At 65.6% G+C, this 13,717-nt stretch carries 14 protein-coding genes; 1 reads left to right on the top strand and 13 read right to left on the bottom strand.

Going from position 1 to position 13,717, the window contains the following annotated elements; translation table 11 throughout:
* Positions 1-14 precede the first annotated feature (14 nt).
* From BMW90_RS10835 to BMW90_RS10805, 7 genes are all read right to left on the bottom strand, one after another.
* Positions 15-914, bottom strand: a complete 900-nt coding sequence (locus BMW90_RS10835) for an ABC transporter permease (RefSeq protein WP_083416017.1) — start codon at positions 912-914, stop codon at positions 15-17.
* Positions 911-1,846, bottom strand: coding sequence for an ABC transporter permease (locus BMW90_RS10830; protein ID WP_074836561.1), 936 nt, complete (start codon positions 1,844-1,846; stop codon positions 911-913). Before BMW90_RS10830 ends, BMW90_RS10835 begins: the two co-directional genes overlap by 4 nt.
* Entirely contained in the window at positions 1,843-2,580 is a 738-nt protein-coding gene (locus BMW90_RS10825; protein WP_074836560.1) for a glycerophosphodiester phosphodiesterase, read from the bottom strand. Before BMW90_RS10825 ends, BMW90_RS10830 begins: the two co-directional genes overlap by 4 nt.
* On the bottom strand, positions 2,577-3,416 hold the full coding sequence (locus BMW90_RS10820) for an ATP-binding cassette domain-containing protein (RefSeq protein WP_074836559.1): 840 nt from the start codon (positions 3,414-3,416) through the stop codon (positions 2,577-2,579). Before BMW90_RS10820 ends, BMW90_RS10825 begins: the two co-directional genes overlap by 4 nt.
* The gene (locus BMW90_RS10815) at positions 3,413-4,450 is read right to left on the bottom strand and encodes an ABC transporter ATP-binding protein (protein ID WP_244526484.1); all 1,038 of its coding nucleotides are present in this window, start codon (positions 4,448-4,450) and stop codon (positions 3,413-3,415) included. The genes BMW90_RS10820 and BMW90_RS10815 overlap by 4 nt, the downstream gene beginning before the upstream one ends.
* The gene (locus BMW90_RS10810) at positions 4,447-6,003 is read right to left on the bottom strand and encodes an ABC transporter substrate-binding protein (RefSeq protein WP_211568865.1); all 1,557 of its coding nucleotides are present in this window, start codon (positions 6,001-6,003) and stop codon (positions 4,447-4,449) included. The genes BMW90_RS10815 and BMW90_RS10810 overlap by 4 nt, the downstream gene beginning before the upstream one ends.
* A gap of 148 nt (positions 6,004-6,151) precedes the next feature.
* Positions 6,152-7,042, bottom strand: a complete 891-nt coding sequence (locus BMW90_RS10805) for a LysR family transcriptional regulator (RefSeq protein WP_074836558.1) — start codon at positions 7,040-7,042, stop codon at positions 6,152-6,154.
* A 104-nt stretch (positions 7,043-7,146) separates the two neighbouring features.
* On the opposite strand from BMW90_RS10805, the gene BMW90_RS10800 reads away from it, so the two are divergent.
* On the top strand, positions 7,147-7,644 hold the full coding sequence (locus tag BMW90_RS10800) for a lactoylglutathione lyase family protein (protein WP_074836557.1): 498 nt from the start codon (positions 7,147-7,149) through the stop codon (positions 7,642-7,644).
* Between the two features lie 68 nt (positions 7,645-7,712).
* Here BMW90_RS10800 and BMW90_RS10795 read toward each other — a convergent pair whose 3' ends face one another.
* From BMW90_RS10795 to BMW90_RS10770, 6 genes are read right to left on the bottom strand one after another with little or no spacing between them, the layout of a single operon-like run.
* Entirely contained in the window at positions 7,713-8,114 is a 402-nt protein-coding gene (locus BMW90_RS10795; protein ID WP_074836556.1) for a RidA family protein, read from the bottom strand.
* Positions 8,115-8,166: 52 nt separating this feature from the next.
* Positions 8,167-9,222 (bottom strand): D-TA family PLP-dependent enzyme, encoded by a 1,056-nt coding sequence (locus BMW90_RS10790; RefSeq protein WP_074836555.1) that lies wholly within the window; start codon positions 9,220-9,222, stop codon positions 8,167-8,169.
* Positions 9,219-10,685 carry a M81 family metallopeptidase gene (locus BMW90_RS10785; protein ID WP_074836554.1) on the bottom strand — a complete coding sequence of 489 codons (1,467 nt, stop codon included), beginning with the start codon at positions 10,683-10,685 and terminating at the stop codon, positions 9,219-9,221. The genes BMW90_RS10790 and BMW90_RS10785 overlap by 4 nt, the downstream gene beginning before the upstream one ends.
* A 60-nt stretch (positions 10,686-10,745) precedes the next feature.
* Positions 10,746-11,783 carry a TRAP transporter substrate-binding protein gene (locus BMW90_RS10780; protein ID WP_074836553.1) on the bottom strand — a complete coding sequence of 346 codons (1,038 nt, stop codon included), beginning with the start codon at positions 11,781-11,783 and terminating at the stop codon, positions 10,746-10,748.
* Between the two features lie 27 nt (positions 11,784-11,810).
* On the bottom strand, positions 11,811-13,097 hold the full coding sequence (locus tag BMW90_RS10775; RefSeq protein ID WP_074836552.1) for a TRAP transporter large permease: 1,287 nt from the start codon (positions 13,095-13,097) through the stop codon (positions 11,811-11,813).
* Positions 13,094-13,558, bottom strand: a complete 465-nt coding sequence (locus tag BMW90_RS10770) for a TRAP transporter small permease (RefSeq protein WP_244526483.1) — start codon at positions 13,556-13,558, stop codon at positions 13,094-13,096. Before BMW90_RS10770 ends, BMW90_RS10775 begins: the two co-directional genes overlap by 4 nt.
* Between the last annotated feature and the right edge of the window lie 159 nt (positions 13,559-13,717).

Below are 13,717 nucleotides of genomic sequence, written 5' to 3'. Positions count from 1 at the left end.
TCAGATGCTGCCTTTCAGTGGTCGGCCCGCTTCAATGTCGGGTCGAGCCGGTCGCGCAACCAATCGCCCGCCAGACTGATCGACAGGGTGGTGAGAAAGATCACGACCCCCGCCGGCACGCCGATCCACCACGCGGTGGCGAGATAGCTGCGCCCCTCGCCCAGCGCGAGGCCGAGGCTGGTCTGCGGCGGCTGGATGCCCAGCCCGAGAAAGCTCAACGAGGTCTCGAGCAGGATGAGATCGGGGAAATTCAGCGTCACCTGCACGATCAGCACCGACAGGATATTGGGCAGGATGTGACGCAGATAAATCCTGACCGGCGGCACGCCGAGGGTGCGGATGGCAAAGGCATAGCTCTGACTGTTGGCTTGAAGCACGAGGCCACGGGTGATCCGGGCATAGGTTTCCCAGCCGTGCAGGCCGATGATCAGGATGAACAGCTCGATCGAATTGCCAAAGAAGGCCAGGATCGCCAGCACGATGATCAGAAATGGCATGGCGGCCTGAAGATCGACCAGGGTCATGATCGTCTCTTCCACCCAGCCGCGGAAATGCGCCGCGAGGATGCCGATCAGCGTGCCGACGCTGGCACCGATCAGCGACCCGGCCAGCGCGATGATCACGCTCATCCTTGTGCCATGCAGCAGCCGGCTCAGCACGTCGCGGCCGAGATTGTCGGTGCCCAGGAGATAGGCCGGGTCGCCGCCGGCAAAGGCCGGCGGCATTAGACGCGACAGCAGGCTTTGTTCGGTATGAGAATACGGGGCCAGAAGATCGGCAAAGATCGCCACAAAGACAATCACCGCCAGCCAGACCAGCGACAAGATCACCAGCGGGCCGGGCGCAGAGGCATTCCGGGCCCGCGAACCCCGCCAACGGCGGCGCTGCGGGAGCGAGAGGTCGGGTGCGGTCATGTCGCCTCCTTTCCGGCGCCGGCGATGCGCGGATCGAGCCAGCGATAGGCCACGTCGACGGCGAAATTGGCCACCACCATGGTCAGCGCCACCAGGATCACGATGGTCTGGACGACCGCCAGATCGCGCTGCCCCACGGCCGTCACCAGCAATTGCCCGATGCCGGGCCAGGCAAAGACCGTTTCGACTACCACGGTGCCGGAGATCAGCCCGCCCATGCGCAACCCCAGAACGGTGACCACCGGGATCGCCGCATTGGGCACCGCGTCGCGCAGCACCCGGGTGGCGACCGGCACGCCCTTGGCACGGGCGGTTTTCATGTAGGGCTGGTTCAGCACTTCGAGCATCGACGACCGGGTGAAACGGGCAATCGCCCCGGCGCCACCCACCCCCAGCGTGATGGCCGGCATCACCAGATGCGCGGCACTGCCCATGCCGGCGCTTGGCAGGATGCGCCAGGTCATGGCAAACAGCAGGATCATCAGGATGCCGAGAAAGAAGCTCGGCATCGAATGACCAAAGATCGAGAAACTGATGACCGCCTGATCGACAAGGCTGCCCCGGCGCAGCGCCGCGACGATCCCCGCCACCAGGCCGATCAGGGTCGAAACCACAAAGCTTGTCAGCCCCAGCAGCAGGGTCGCCGGAATCCGGCTCAGCACCGTGTCGAGCGCCGGCTGCCGGTCGCGGAAGGAATAGCCGAAATCGCCCTGCATCAGCCCCTGAAGATAGCGCAGGTATTGTTCCGGCAGCGGCCGGTCGAGCCCATAGAGCTGGCGGTAATGGTCGATCACATCGGGCGGCGTGTCATCGGGCAGCATCAGCCGCAGCGGGTCGCCCGCCAGACGCAGGATCACAAAGACAAAGGTCACCGCGAGAAACAGCGTCAGCAGGCCGCGCAGCAGCTTGAGGGTGAGAAATCCGGGGCTCATGCCTGCGGCTCCGCGTATCGTGTCAGTACCGCGCGGCAGGCGGCCGGGTCGTTCACCAGAAAGCCCGTGGCGCCCAGGTCGCGCAGCTGCCTCAGGCTGGCATCGGCGTGATCGCCGGCCCTGCGACCGTCACAGCCGCCGGTGGTGATCCAGACCGGCCGGTGGGCGGCGACATGGGCCGCCAGGCTGCGGGGATCGGCAAGCGCCGGGCCTTCCCAGAGACGCAGGATGGTGCCGCCCTCGGCGAAAAAGGCCTCGGCTTCAGACATGTCGCGCAGCAGGCCCAGCACATCGCCGCGCCAGCCCAGCGCCCGCAGGCGCCGCAGGCCCTCGACCCGGTGCAGCCCGAAAGTCAGGTTCTCGCGCCCGCTGGCCAATGCGGCCTCGACCAGCAGCGCCAGCGCCACGGGGCGTTCGTCCTTGACGTCGAACAGGATCGGCTGGCGCGGCGGCACGGTGGCGAACAGTTGCGACAGCGGCGGCGCGGCGGGGGCGTCTTCGGCACTGTGGCGTTGCAGCTCGGCAAAGGGCGTCTCGGCGATCACATCGGGGCTGCCTGCGATGCGGGCAAGATCGGCGTCATGGCAGATGACAATGCGGTGGTCGGCGCTCATGCGGACGTCGGCCTCGATCATCGCGGCACCGGCGGCAATGGCGGCCTGCCAGGCGGCGGGGGCGTTTTCGCGGTGCTGGGCCGAGGCGCCGCGATGGGCAATCAACAGGGGCTGGCTCATGTCAGGGCTCTTTCCTGGCGGCGCTGCTGCGCCGTGTCGCGCGCCCGCCGGGCGGCGGGTGTGGCGGCGGGCACGGCGGCAAGCAACGCGCGGGTGTAGGGATGGCGCGGCGTGGCAAAGACGCGATCGGCCTCACCTTCCTCGACCAGCTTGCCATGGCGCATCACGGCAATCCGGTCAGAGATGTGGCGCACGACGCCGAGGTCGTGCGAGATGAACAGGTAGCTCATGCCGAACCGGGCGCGCAGGTCGGTCAGCAGGTTGATGATCTGGGCCTGAACCGAGACATCCAGCGCGCTGACCGCCTCGTCACAGATCACCAGCCGCGGCCGGAGCGACAGGGCGCGGGCGATCACCGCGCGCTGTTGCTGCCCGCCGGACAGCTGGTGGACAAAGCGGTCGCCCAGACCGCCCAGACCGGTCAGCTCCAGATATTCCGCCACCTTGTCGCGCCGGTCGCGGCGGCCGGCGATGGCATGAGTGGCCATCGCCTCTTCGATCTGAGCGGCAACCGACATCCGGGGATCGAGCGCGCGCGACGGGTTCTGCCAGATCATCTGCACCTGCGCGCGCTCGCGGCGCCAGGCGGCAGAGCCGATCCTCGGCCCCGGCTGACCATCGATCAGCACCTCGCCTGCGGTGGGGCTTTCGATCCGGGCGGCGATCCGGCCCAGCGTCGACTTGCCGGAGCCGCTTTCACCGACGATGCCCAGAACCTCGCCCGGGGCGAGGCTGAGGCTGACGTCATCCACCGCACGCACTGCGGCGACCCGGCGCCAGAGACCCCCGCCATAGACCCGCGTGATCCCGCGCAGGCTCAGACCGGCGCCGCTCATCGCGCGGGCCCGATCGAGTGGCAGGCCACCGCCTGCGCCGCCCCGACGCCCAGCAACGCGGGCCGGTTGGCACAGACCGCTTCGGCCTTCGGGCAGCGCGGCGCAAAGGCGCAGCCGGCGGGCCGTGCCGATGGCGGCGGCACCACGCCTTCGATCGCGGCCAGCCGCCCGGCGCTGGGTGTGGCCACATGCAGGCGACAGGCCATCAGGCCGCGGGTATAGGGATGGCGCGGCGCCTCGAACAGCGCATCGGCGGTGGCGACCTCGACAATCCGGCCGGAATACATCACCGCAACCCGGTCAGCGATTTCGGCCACGACGCCAAGATCATGGGTGACAAAGATCATTGCCGCGCCGGTCTCGACCTGGAGCTGGCGCAGCAGGTCGAGGATCTGCGCCTGGGTGGTGACATCCAGCGCCGTTGTCGCCTCGTCGGCAACGATCAGCTTCGGGCGGCAGGCCAGCGCCATGGCGATCATCACCCGCTGGTTCATCCCGCCCGAAAGCTCATGCGGATAGGCACGTAGCCGGGCGCGCGGATCGGGAATGCCGACCATGTCGAACAACGCGGCGGCGCGGGCACGGGCGGCGTGGCAGGTCAGGCCCTCGTGCAGCACGAGCACTTCGGCCACCTGGTCACCGACCCGGCGCACCGGGTTCAGAGCCGCCGTGGCATCCTGAAAGATCATCGAGATATCGCGACCGCGCAGCGCCTGAAGCTGGGTCTCGGTCAGGGCCGAGATCTCCTGCCCGGCAAAATGCACCCGCCCCGACGTGCACCGCACCGGCGCCGACAGCAGCCCCATGGCTGCCAGACAGGTCAGCGATTTGCCGCAGCCGCTTTCGCCGACAAGGCACAGGGTTTCCCCGGGCGCGAGCGAAAGATCGACATCCATCACCAGATCGACGCGATCGGTGCCGACGCTCACCCCCTCGAGACGCAGAAGCGGCTCGGGCCCGACGGCGGGGCCGGTCGGGCCCGAGGACGTCCGCCGGCGGGTGCCGGCGAACGAGATATCATCGACCAGCGTCACTGCGAGACAGCCATGTCTTCGAAGTTGTCGTTGCGCAGATCGAGGTAGAAGTGGGAATAAGGTTGCCACTTCAGGCTCTTGCGCACGCCATAGGTTTCCAGCGGCTGATAGAGGATGGTGCCGGGCGCCTCGTCTTCCCAAATATCGAGCATCTGGTGAAAGACCTCCTTGCGCGCGGCCGGCTCGGGCGTCTTGTCCAGCGTTTCACCCAGAGCGTTGAACGCCGCCGGCACCCATTCCTTGTTGCGCTGCGTGCTCTGATGCGGGCCCCAGAGGTTCCACAACCCGCCGGCCGGATCGGGGAAACGGGTGGTGTTGGACCAGGTGCGCACCATCAGCGTGTCTTCCGGTCCGCCGCGCGTGTCCTCGACAAGGTTCAGCTTGCCGTTGAGACCCACGGCTTTCCACATCTCGATGATCGCCTGCGCGGCGGGCACGGTGTTGACGTAGTAATTGGGGTTGGTGTTGTAGTGGATCGGTGCCCCGTCATAGCCGGCCTCGGCCAGAAGCGCGCGCGCCCGCTCCGGGTCATAGACCAGGCCGTCGCGGCTCGGGTCGAACAGCGCACCGTATTCCGGGTATTGGTGCGACAGCGGCACAACCGTCTTGCCGGCCCAGAGCGCCTTGACCAGCAGCTCGCGGTCGATCGCCAGGTTCATCGCCTGGCGAATGCGCTTGTCAGCCAGCGTCGGGTGTTCGGTATTGTAGACCAGCACGTGCGAGTTCGACAGGACAACCGACCGGGCCTCGACCGTGTCGTAAGCGTTGATCTGGCCGATCTGATCCGGGCCGATGGTGGTGACGATGTCGAAATCGCCGGCCACAAGCCCGGCAATCCGCGCCGCTTCCTCCGGCACTTTCACAAAGGTCACCGAGGCGGCCTTGGGCGTGCCGCCGAAGTAATCGTCGAAGGCCACCAGACGGATCGACTGATCGGCCTTGTAGTCGTCGAGCATGAAGGGGCCGGTGCCGACCGGAAACTGCGGATAGCTGTCACCGGCGTTGGCCTGCCAGTCCTTCTTGTTCACCACCCAGGCGGTCCAGGAGGCGAGCCGTTGTTCAAAGATCGGATCGGCGACTTTCAGGGAAAAGGTCACTTGCAGCGGGCCGGTGGCATCGACACTCTCGATATTGCCGAAATAGCCGCGGCCGTTGGCCATGATCGATTCCGGGCCCGACAGCCGCTCGGCGGAAAAGGTAAAGGCCACGTCTTCGGCGGTCAGGGTTTCGCCGTTGTGGAATTTCACGCCGGCGCGCAGATCGAGCACCAGGGTGCGCGGATCGGTCCAGGCCCAGCTTTCGGCCAGCGCCGGTGTCAATTCGGCACCGGAGCCATCCTCGGCCGAAAGGAAATCCCGGCGGATGACCGTATCGAAGATGTCATAGGTGATGCGCGTGCCGATGTTGGACAGCTCCTTGGCGGGCTCCAGCGTCGGCGGCAGGTCGGGAACGGCAACGACGATATCGGGCCGGCTTTCGGCCTTGGCCGCGGACATGCCGAAGGTGGCGGCCAGTCCGATGCTGGCCGCTGCGAGGGCGGACAATAGTTTCAAGTGCTTGCTCCAGGTGAGATGCAGGATGAGCACCGCAATATGCCCGCTTTGGTGACGCCGGCACTACGGTTGCGTGACACTTGCATGAAGGCATGCGGCAGCCGTCAGAGCAGCCGGCCGGCAGGGCATCGCGCTGGCTACGGACCGGTCACTTCAACTGGCCGGCCGACGTCACGATCAGGTCGCGGGCATATTTCAGCCGCGCCGGGAGCGGGCGGCCGCGCCGGGCGGCCAGCCAGAGCGCGTGCCAGCGCCGTTGCGGCAACGGCACGACCCGGAGACGGTCCTTGCGCGCAAAGGCCTCGATCCCGCTGCGCGGCAAGAGCGTATAGCCGATGCCCTCGGCCACCGGGGCGGGAATCTGGCCAATCTGGTTCACATAGGCTCGAATCCGCATCCGGTCGGCGCCGGGATAGGCGCCGGTAAAGTTCAGGTTCAGAAGATCGTCGGCATAGGCATAGCCGTCGGGATGCGCGACAAAGCCACGCGCGTCGAGATCGGCGAAGCCGGACACCCGGTCGGGCGCATCCGCCGGCAGCACAAGGCACAGCTCTTCGCGTCCGAGATGGCGCGCCTCGAGTCGGGCATGACCGGGATCGGCGCCGAGCACGCCAAGATCGAAACGCCCGTCGAGCAGACCCGCCAGAATATCCGCCTGTGGCGCCGCCTGAAGGTGGATCGCCAGATCGGGCGCGGCGCGCATCCACGGCAGCAGGACCGGATAGAGCAGCATCGCAAAACTGCCGGAACAGGCGATGCGCACCTCGCCGGCATCCCGGTCGTCGGTCTCGAGCGCAGCGCGCAGGTGTTTCTCTTCGTTGCGCCGCGCCCGGCCAAGCGCAAACACCGCCTCGCCGGCGGCGGTGAGGGTAAAGCTCTTGCCCTCACGCGCGATCAGGCTCTGGCCCAGTTGCGCCTCGAGTTTGCGCAGATGCTGCGAGACGCCCGGCTGGGTCATGTTCAGCCGTTCCGCCGCGCGGGTGAAATGCTCGGTCTCGCAAAGCGTGGTGAAGGTGTCGAGCCAGGTGGCGTTCAGCATGAGGAGGCAAACGTTTTGTTATGATTTCCATTCAAACTGATAATTTCACATGCGGGCACCGGCTGTCTACTTCAAGCTCATCGCAACCGGATTGGAGTAATCGAATGTCACCGACCCCCCGCAGCTTTTCCCACATCGGCCTGTCGGTTCCCGACCTCGAGGCCGCCGTAAAGTTCTATTCCGAGGTTCTGGGTTTCTATGTCGTGATGCAGCCGTCCGAGGCCATCGAAGACGACAGCGCCATCGGCACCATGTGCACCGATGTCTTTGGCCCCGGCTGGGGCTCGCTCAGGATCGCACATCTTGCCACCGCCGACGGCATCGGCATCGAGATCTTCGAGTTCCCCGGCAATTACGCCCCCGACAAAAACCTCGAACACCGGCGCCACGGCACCTTTCATTTCGCGATCCAGGACCCGGATGTCGAAGGCCTGCTGGAGCGGATCGTGGCCGCCGGTGGCCGTCAGCGCATGCCGGTCCGGGAGTATTTCCCCGGCAAGAAGCCCTATCGCATGGTCTATGTCGAAGACCCGTTCGGCATTGTCTTCGAGCTTTACAGCCACAGCTACGAGCTCACCTATTCCGCCGGCGCCTATGAATGACTGCCAGCCCGGACCCCGCCGCAGCGGCTTTTCCGGCGTGGCGGGGCAGGTTTGTCGCGGGGTCGGGCTTATCCGGGTTGAACCGGCTTGAAGGCGATCACGTCGATTTCGACCTTGGCATCGACCATCAGCAGCGATTGCACCGTCGAACGGGCCGGCGGATGATCGATGAAGTGCTTTTCGAACACCGCGTTGAAGGACGAGAAATCCCGGGCGTCGTCCAGCCAGCAATTGACCTTGATCACATCCTCGAGCCCGCATTCGGCCAGGGCCAAAACCTGCTTGATATTGGCCACGACCTGCTCGGTCTGGGCGACGATGCCGCCGGTGACGACCTCGCCATCGACGGTCGGCACCTGTCCCGAGACATAGACGAAATCCCCGGCCCTCACGGCCTTGGAAAAGGGGCGTTTCTGGCCGCCGGCCTGGGCGTCGGCGCCGTCAAACCGGATAAGGTGCGGGTGTGTCATGTCAGCATACCTGTTTGTGTGATTGTTTCGTGAAAGAGACGCGGCCGGCGCGTCACCAGACCTGGCCCCGCGCCGCCACCGGCGCCGGGCCTTCATGATGATCGCCGCGGACCAGCTCGACCCGGTCCAGCATGTTGGTGACGACGCAGGCGTGATTGGGCACGATTCGCACCCGATCGCCGACCGCGAGGCCGATGGTCGCGGCGCTGAGCGTGCCATGCTCTTCCGACAGCGCGGCAACCGTGATGTCGGGACGGCCCAGCACATGGCCAAAACCCTCAAGCCCCAGCAGATCGGAGGTCAGCACCTTGGACCCCGCGTCGATGATTGCCCGATCCGGCGCCGGAACCGAAACCACCGTGGCCAGTACCGCCAGCGCACAATCAGCCCAGTCGCAAAGCCCGCGCGCCTGCAAGGAGCGGTCGTTGTAGATGTAGGTGCCGATCCGGTATTCGGTGGCGGCGGGCACCTCTTGCGCCTGCCACATGCCCGGCGTGCCGCCGTTCGACACCACCTCGACGGTCAGGCCGCGCGCCTCGCAGAGCGTTCTGGCGCGGGTCAGCCAGTCCTGCACCTTGGCCTCGCGCCCGACCGGTGGATAGGTCATCAGCCCGCCAAAACGCAGGCCGGGCAGGTCCGCAATTGCCGCCGCCAGCTCGGCCGCGGCTTCGGGCGTCTGCACGCCGCAGCGTCCTGCCCCGGTGTCGCATTCGACCAGCACCGGCAGCGGCGCGTCGGCATCGCAAAACGCCGCTGAAAGTCCCTCCGCCACTTGCCCATTGTCGCAGACCACAGAGAGCCGCACCCGGTCGGCCAGCTTGCGCAGCCGCGCAAGCTTTTCCGCGCCAAGGATATTGTAGGTCAGCAGCACATCCTCGACGCCGCCCTCGGCGATCATCGCCTCGGCTTCCGAGATCTTCTGACAGGTGATGCCAATGGCGCCGGCGGCGATCTGACGTTGGGCGAGGCGCGGCAGCTTGTGGGTTTTGATATGCGGGCGCAGCCGCAGGCCATGGCGGTCGCAATGGGCCTGAAAGCGGTCGATGTTGGCCTCGGCGATATCGAGGTCGATCAGGACGGCGGGGGTGTCGATTTCTCGGAACGTCATTGCGCCTCCAATTCATGCGGGTTGTCGACGATCGGCCAGAGCGGCCGGGTCAGGCGGGTATAGGCGTTTTTGCGCGGGTCGTTCGGGTACGGCCCGTCCACCGCGGCATAGAGGATCTCGGCCGCTATCGGAGCAAAGGCGCCATGGAAATGGTTGGTCGACTTGACCACCAGGATCTTGCGGGCGGCGGTGTCGATGCCGAGGTTGCTGAACAGATCCGGCGAAAAGGCCTGCGCCCGGTTCGAGTTCAGCACGACCTCGATCCCCTGCACTTCGATCACCGCGCAGTCGCCGAGCGGCACGACCGAGGTGCCGAAGCTCTGGACCGCATCTTTCTGCACGCGCTTGACGAGAACCTCGGCATCCACCGGATCGCCCGCCACCGAGGAGGTCTTGCCGCCAAAGCGCAGCGCCAGCCGGGCGCCCTCGCCCGCCGCATGGCAAAGCCGCACCGCCATCGGATCCCAGATCGTGCCAAAGGCTGCATCGGTAAGCCCCAGCGCCATCGCCTCGCGCAGCAGAATGGTGCTGTCGCCCGGCACGCCGCCGCCGGGATTGTCCCAGACGTCGGCGATCACCACCGGCCCTTCGGGCGCGGCGGCGGCGCGTTGCAGTGCCTCGCGGGCGGTCAGGAAATCGGGCCGGGCCGCACCGCGAAAGGAAAAGAGTTCCATCCCCAGATCACGCGCCAGCCGGTCGGCGGCGGCCGGGTCATTGTCGGTGATGACGATGAGCTTTGCGCCCAGATCGGGCGAGTCGCCCGCCATGAATCCATGGATCACCGAAACCGACAGCGCCGCGCCGGAGGCCTCGAGCGCCTGCATCCGGTCGACGAAACCGCGCATCGGATCGCGGCTGGTGGGCAGGATATCCATCAGCCGCACGTCAAACACCGCCATCGCGGGGGCAATCTCGCCCCGCGCGGCGCGCAGGGTCAGATCGACACAGGCCTCGCCGGTTTCGACGAAATCGGTGTGCGGGAATTCCTTGAAAACAGTGACGATATCCGCGTTGTCCGTGCGTTTGGCGCTAAGGTGGCTATGCGGGTCGAAACTGACGCCGATGGTGACATCAGGCCCGACGACCTCGCGCATGCTTTCGATCAGCACGCCCTCGCAATCGACGCAGTTTTCGGCGATCATCGCGCCGTGCAGCCCCAGTACCACCGCCTCGACAGGAAGCGCGGCGCGCAGCTGCGCCAGCACCTCTTCGCGCAACCGGTCCCATGTCGGCGCATTCACGATGCCGCCCGGCTCGGCCCAGGTCGCGGTGCCCTCGATCAGCTCGATCTCGCCGGCGGCTTCTCGCCGGCGCAGCGCCGGAAAGACCGCGCTGCACAGGGTCGGCGTCTCTGGATGCGCCCCCGGCGGAGCATAGAAGCTCTGGGCGAAATCGGTGAAGTCGGCCCGCAGCGGCGAGAAGGTATTGCATTCCGTTGCGACGGAGGCACAGAAAACACGCATATTGGGAAACCTATCTGCTTGGGGCCGGCGGCAGAGCGCCCCCGGCCCGCATTGTCGGGATCAGTCGAGGTAGGTGTTGCCGTTGGCGGCAGAGACCTCGGTCTTCAGAAGCTCGAGCAATTCGCCCGCCTTGGCGTCCAGATTCTCGGCGACATGGGTCTCGAACACCGGCTGGGTCGCATCGGCCATGGCCTTGCGCTGCTCGGCGGTCAGGGCGGTCACCTCGATCTGGTCCATCAACCCGGCAAGACCACGATCCGAGGCTTCGATGATCCGGCTGATGCCACGGCTGGCGGTGACGCAGTTCTCGGCCGCGTGGTGCAGCACGGTCCGCTCCTGATCGGTCAGATCTTCATAGAACGCCCGGTTAATCATGAAGGTATAGGGCGAAAACAGGTGGTTGGTGAGCGTCATGTATTCCTGCACCTCGGCGAAGTTCGCGAACGAGATGATCGGCACCGGGTTCATCTGGCCGTCGATCACGCCGGTTTGCAGCCCGGAATAGACCTCGCCCCAGGCCAGAGGATAGGCCTCGGCGCCGAGCGCCTGCATGATCTTCTGGTGCGACGGCAGGGTCATGGTGCGCACCCGCACGCCCTCGAAATCCGCCAGGTCGGCAATCGGCCGCTTGGAGTTGGTGACGGCAAAGAACCCGCCGGTATCCGGGAACCCCAGGACCACCACGTCGCCCAGCGTCTCTTCGATATCCGCCGCCAGCGCCGTGCCGAAGGCACCATCGAAGACTTCGTACGTCGAGCTGTTGTCGGCAAAGGCAAAGGGCAGGTTCAGCACGTCGATGCGCGGGTAATAGCTGGCCAACGCCCCGGTCGAGGTCAGCGTCGCCTGCAAGATGCCGTCGCGCACCTGCTGCACGTGTTCGGCGGCGGTGCCGAGTTGGTTCGAGCCAAAGACCTCGACGTCGACGCTGCCGTTGGTGCCGGCCTCGAGAATGTTCGAGAAGACGGCAGTACAGGCATGCGCCGGGTTCTCGAAGGGGTCGGCCTTGTTGTCATGGCCGAACTTGATTGTGCCACCGGCAAAGGCCGACGAGGCGGTCATCATGCCGGCAAGCGCGGCACAGGTTGCGAGATGTTTCATTATTATCCTCCAGTTGTCATGAAACGGTTATTGGGCAAATCCCAGCAGGCGCGGCAGCCAGAGCGCTGCGTCCTCCCAGAAGGCGAAGATGAAGAGCACCGCGACCTCGGCTATCAGGAAGGGGAAGAGCTTGAGCGAGATCCGCTCGAGCTTTTCGCCCGTCACCGAGGACAGCACAAAGAGACAGGCGCCCACCGGCGGCGTCATCAGCGATATGTTGAGCGCCAGCACGAAGATGATCCCGGCATGGATCGGCTCGAGCCCGACATTCTCGGTCAGCGGCACCAGCACCGGCGCGAGGATGATCAGGATGGCGGTGATGTCCATCACCATGCCCACGACAAGTAGCAGGCCGATGATGATGGCGATCACGATATAGCGGTTGTCCGACAGGCTCAGCACGCCCTCGGCGATCATCTGCGGGATGCGCTCGAAGCTCATCCACCAGCCAAGGATGCCGGCGAAGGCGATGATGACGAAGATCACCCCGGTGATCCGCGCGGTGCGCACCAGCATGCCGTAGAAGCTGCGGAAGGTCAGCGTGCGATAGACGAAGATGCCGATGAAGAGCGCATAGGCCACGGCGATCGAAGCCGCCTCGGTGGGTGTCACCACGCCGCCCAGGATGCCGCCGAGGATGATGACGGGCATCGCCAGCGCCGTCAGCGACGACACGAAGGTCTGCCAGACCTCGCGCAGCGTGGCGCCGCGCAGCGCCTTGGGCAGGTTCTCGCGGTTGCCGCCGATGGCGATCACCGACATGCAGACCAAGCAAATCACCAGCCCCGGCAGGACGCCCGCGGCGAACAGCCCGGCAATCGACACGCCCATCAGCGAGCCATAGACCACCATCAGCCCCGAGGGCGGAATCGTCGGCCCGATGATCGAGCCGGCGGCGGTAACAGCACAGGCATAGTCGCGCTTGTAGCCCTCCTTGACCATCGCCGGCACCAGCGTGCGGCCAAAGGCGGCGGCATCGGCCGTGGCCGAGCCGGTCAGCCCGGCGAAGAACACCGAGGCCAGCATGTTGGTATGCGCCAGCCCGCCGCGGAACCGGCCCACCAGAACGCGGGCCAGCTTGACCAGCCGGTCGGTGATGCCGGTGTCGTTCATCACCTCACCCGCGAGGATAAAGAACGGCATGGCGAGAAAGGGAAAGATGTTGAGGCCGTTGAAGATCTTGGACGGGCCGATGGCGAGAAACTGGGTTCCGCCCATATCGATCAACCCGACGACACCCGCCAGGCCGATGGCAAAGCCGATCGGCATGCCAAACAGGATCAGAAAGACAAATGCTGCCAGCGCCCAGATCATACCGCGTCCTCCTCGAAGGTGGGTTCGCTGTGGGCGCCAAGATCGCGCAGAAGCACCAGCGCCATCTGGAGCGAGGCAATCGCCGCCGCCATCGGGATCGCCGCGTAATAGGGGCGCAAGCTGGTGCCAAAGATCATCGCCTGCCGGCTGGCGCCGCCATTGGCAAAGGGAATGCCGTACCAGAGCACGTAGAGAAAAAGCGCCAGCGCCAGCAAATCCATCGCGATCAGGCTGGCCCGACGCAGCACCTTGGGAAGCAGGTCGACAAAGGCCGTCAACCCGATATGTTCGCGCCCGGCAATACCGCAGGACACCGCCAGCATCGCCGCCCAGATCATCAGATAACGGGCAAATTCCTCGGGCCAGGGAAGCTGCCAGTGGAAATAATAGCGATCGACGACGCCCAGCCAGACGTCGAACACAAGCGCCAGCATGAGGCCCGCCACAATGGCCTCGACCACGGCGTTAATCCGCGCACTGACATTTCCAGCCCAGGATTTCACAATGACCCCTCCCCGAATCCATTTTGTAACTTAGGTACAGTTCTGCCGAAGCATCCGGGAAAAATCAAGCAATTTTGTCATTAAAGTACATGTATGAGCGGAAATCCCTGTCATCTA

Source organism: Marinovum algicola (genome assembly GCF_900109145.1).
Taxonomy (GTDB): domain Bacteria; phylum Pseudomonadota; class Alphaproteobacteria; order Rhodobacterales; family Rhodobacteraceae; genus Marinovum; species Marinovum algicola.
This window is presented reverse-complemented; position numbering and strand designations above follow the sequence as displayed.

What these genes read in the sequence shown, in the direction of transcription:
- BMW90_RS10795 (WP_074836556.1), bottom strand. Translation starts at nt 8,114, where the DNA reads ATGACACACCCGCACCTTATCCGGTTTGACGGCGCCGACGCCCAGGCC.
- BMW90_RS10785 (WP_074836554.1), bottom strand. Translation starts at nt 10,685, where the DNA reads ATGCGTGTTTTCTGTGCCTCCGTCGCAACGGAATGCAATACCTTCTCG.
- BMW90_RS10780 (WP_074836553.1), bottom strand. Translation starts at nt 11,783, where the DNA reads ATGAAACATCTCGCAACCTGTGCCGCGCTTGCCGGCATGATGACCGCC.
- BMW90_RS10820 (WP_074836559.1), bottom strand. Translation starts at nt 3,416, where the DNA reads ATGAGCGGCGCCGGTCTGAGCCTGCGCGGGATCACGCGGGTCTATGGC.
- BMW90_RS10800 (WP_074836557.1), top strand. Translation starts at nt 7,147, where the DNA reads ATGTCACCGACCCCCCGCAGCTTTTCCCACATCGGCCTGTCGGTTCCC.
- BMW90_RS10775 (WP_074836552.1), bottom strand. Translation starts at nt 13,097, where the DNA reads ATGATCTGGGCGCTGGCAGCATTTGTCTTTCTGATCCTGTTTGGCATG.
- BMW90_RS10830 (WP_074836561.1), bottom strand. Translation starts at nt 1,846, where the DNA reads ATGAGCCCCGGATTTCTCACCCTCAAGCTGCTGCGCGGCCTGCTGACG.
- BMW90_RS10805 (WP_074836558.1), bottom strand. Translation starts at nt 7,042, where the DNA reads ATGCTGAACGCCACCTGGCTCGACACCTTCACCACGCTTTGCGAGACC.
- BMW90_RS10825 (WP_074836560.1), bottom strand. Translation starts at nt 2,580, where the DNA reads ATGAGCCAGCCCCTGTTGATTGCCCATCGCGGCGCCTCGGCCCAGCAC.
- BMW90_RS10835 (WP_083416017.1), bottom strand. Translation starts at nt 914, where the DNA reads ATGACCGCACCCGACCTCTCGCTCCCGCAGCGCCGCCGTTGGCGGGGT.
- BMW90_RS10790 (WP_074836555.1), bottom strand. Translation starts at nt 9,222, where the DNA reads ATGACGTTCCGAGAAATCGACACCCCCGCCGTCCTGATCGACCTCGAT.